General features: G+C 76.3%; 3 protein-coding genes and 1 pseudogene. 3 read left to right on the top strand and 1 reads right to left on the bottom strand.

Annotated elements, in window-relative coordinates; translation table 11 throughout:
* Nucleotides 1-364, bottom strand: a pseudogene (locus AOK18_RS27770) (hypothetical protein); the annotation flags it as partial.
* 252 nt (nt 365-616) lie between these two features.
* On the opposite strand from AOK18_RS27770, the gene AOK18_RS27765 reads away from it, so the two are divergent.
* The 3 genes from AOK18_RS27765 to AOK18_RS27755 form a co-directional block, all read left to right on the top strand.
* Entirely contained in the window at nt 617-1,147 is a 531-nt protein-coding gene (locus AOK18_RS27765; RefSeq protein WP_206281602.1) for an NUDIX domain-containing protein, read from the top strand.
* Nucleotides 1,148-1,261: 114 nt separating this feature from the next.
* On the top strand, nt 1,262-1,654 hold the full coding sequence (locus tag AOK18_RS27760) for a YidH family protein (RefSeq protein WP_055696114.1): 393 nt from the start codon (nt 1,262-1,264) through the stop codon (nt 1,652-1,654).
* Nucleotides 1,651-1,956 (top strand): DUF202 domain-containing protein (locus AOK18_RS27755; RefSeq protein ID WP_055696115.1); only part of this gene is annotated, 306 nt, incomplete at its 3' end. The genes AOK18_RS27760 and AOK18_RS27755, both read left to right, overlap by 4 nt.

Raw genomic sequence — 1,956 nt, 5'->3', positions numbered from 1 at the left:
CGGGCAGCGCGGCGGCGGCCCGGTGGCAGGCCTCCCGTGCGCGGTCGGGCTTGTCCTTGCCGCGCAGGGCGCGCCGCACCTGGGCCAGGGCGAGCAGGACGGCCCCGTCCCCGGAGTCGGGTTCGGCGAGCAGCCAGTCGCGGGCCCAGGCCGCGCAGGAGGACTCCCGGGCGAGCACCGTGATCCGGTGGCCGCGGCGGTCCCAGTCGTCCCCCGTGCGCACCAGCAGCGAGCGGCTGTTCTGCCACCGGCCCTGCGCCAGCGCGGCTCGCGCGGCGAGGAGCTCTTCGTCGTCGAGGGCCTCGTCGAAGGCCTGTCCCGCCCGTCTGCGGACACGGCCGAGGGGAGGCGGGGGTGGGGGCACCGCGGACTTCCTCACGCGCTCTTCCGGTGGCTCGGCCCATGGCGGGTGGTCGGCCCGCACGGCAGTGGTCGGCTGCCGTCAGCCATGGGCTGATCACGGACAGCAAACCGTCAGCCAACAGTTGGCGTCAAGGGCGCCCCGGGCATTACACGCGTCAACTGGCGTCACGGGAACATCACTTGGAGGTGGCAGCCGTGCGGACGGACGGGAGGAGGCTTCCGGGCCGGACGCGGGGCCTGGTTCGATGGGACCATGACCGCCGCCGATGGACCCGTGCCCGCCGCCGACGAGATCCTCGACGTCGTGGACGAGCACGACCGGGTGACCGGCCGGGCCCCGCGCGGCGAGGCCTACGCGCGGGGGCTGCGGCACCGTTGCGCGTTCGTCCTGGTCAGGGACGCCGAGGACCGGATCTTCGTGCACCGGCGCACCCCGACGAAACTGATCCACCCCTCCCTGTACGACATGTTCGTCGGCGGGGTCGTGGGCGCCGGCGAGAGCTATGCCGAGGCGGCCCTGCGCGAGGCCGAGGAGGAACTGGGCGTCTCCGGGCTGCCGCGGCCTTCGCACCTCTTCACGTTCCTCTACGACGCGGGCGACGGGCGGAGCTGGTGGTCGGCGGTCCACGAGGTCCGCTGCGACCTGCCGGTGCGGCCCCAGCCCGAGGAGGTGGCCTGGCACGCCTTCCTGACCGAGCCGGAGCTGGAGCGCCGCCTGGGCGACTGGGCCTGGGCCCCGGACGGCCTGGAGGCGTACGAGCGGCTCAGGGCCCGCCGCGGATGACCGCACCGCCGGGACCCGGGCCGCCGGGACCCGGGCCGCCCGAGGGGGCCGGCGAGGCGAGAGGGCGGGCGCACCGGCCGGGCCCGTGTCCGGGCGCCCCGGTAGGGTCGCGGAGTGATCGACTTCGTACGGAACGTCCGGTCGTGGTTCGCGCCCCGGGACGTGCGGCGGGAGGGGACCACGCCCGACTACCGCTTCTCGCTGGCGAACGAACGCACGTTCCTGGCCTGGCTGCGGACCGCGCTCGCGCTGATCGGCGGCGGCTTCGCGGTGGACCAGTTCCTGCCGGACCTGCGCTGGGGCTGGCGGGTCGGGCTCGCGCTGGCGCTGCTCGCCGCGGGGGTGCTGTGCGCGCTGCGCGCGGTCAACCACTGGGTGCGCTGCGAGCGGGCCATGCGGCGCGGGGAGGATCTGCCGGTCTCCCGGTTCCCGGTGCTGCTGAGTCTGGTGGTCGCCGTCGTCGCCATGGCGATGGTCGTCGCGGTGCTCACCGGGTGGGACGGGTGACCGGGCCGGCCCCGGCGCGCCCGGGCCGGGACCCGGGCCTGCAGCCCGAGCGGACCCGGCTCGCGTGGCGGCGTACGACCCTGGCGTGCACGGTCGCCTCCGTGCTGGCGGTACGGACCGCGCTGTACGGCGGGGTCTCGGCGCCCGGGGTCGTCCTGTGCGCCCTGTGCTGCGCCTGCTGGCTGGGGTTCCTCCTGGCCGCCCACCGCCGGATCCGCGTCCTCTCGTCCGGCCGCGCCCCGGCCGCCCCCTCCCCGCTCCACCTCGCCGCGGCGGTGCTGTGCACCGCCGCGGCGAGGTGG

The sequence above is a fragment of the Streptomyces prasinopilosus genome, assembly GCF_001419695.1.
Taxonomy (GTDB): Bacteria; Actinomycetota; Actinomycetes; order Streptomycetales; family Streptomycetaceae; genus Streptomyces; species Streptomyces prasinopilosus.
The sequence above is the reverse complement of the archived record's forward strand: the minus strand, read 5'-3'. Positions and strand labels throughout refer to the sequence as shown.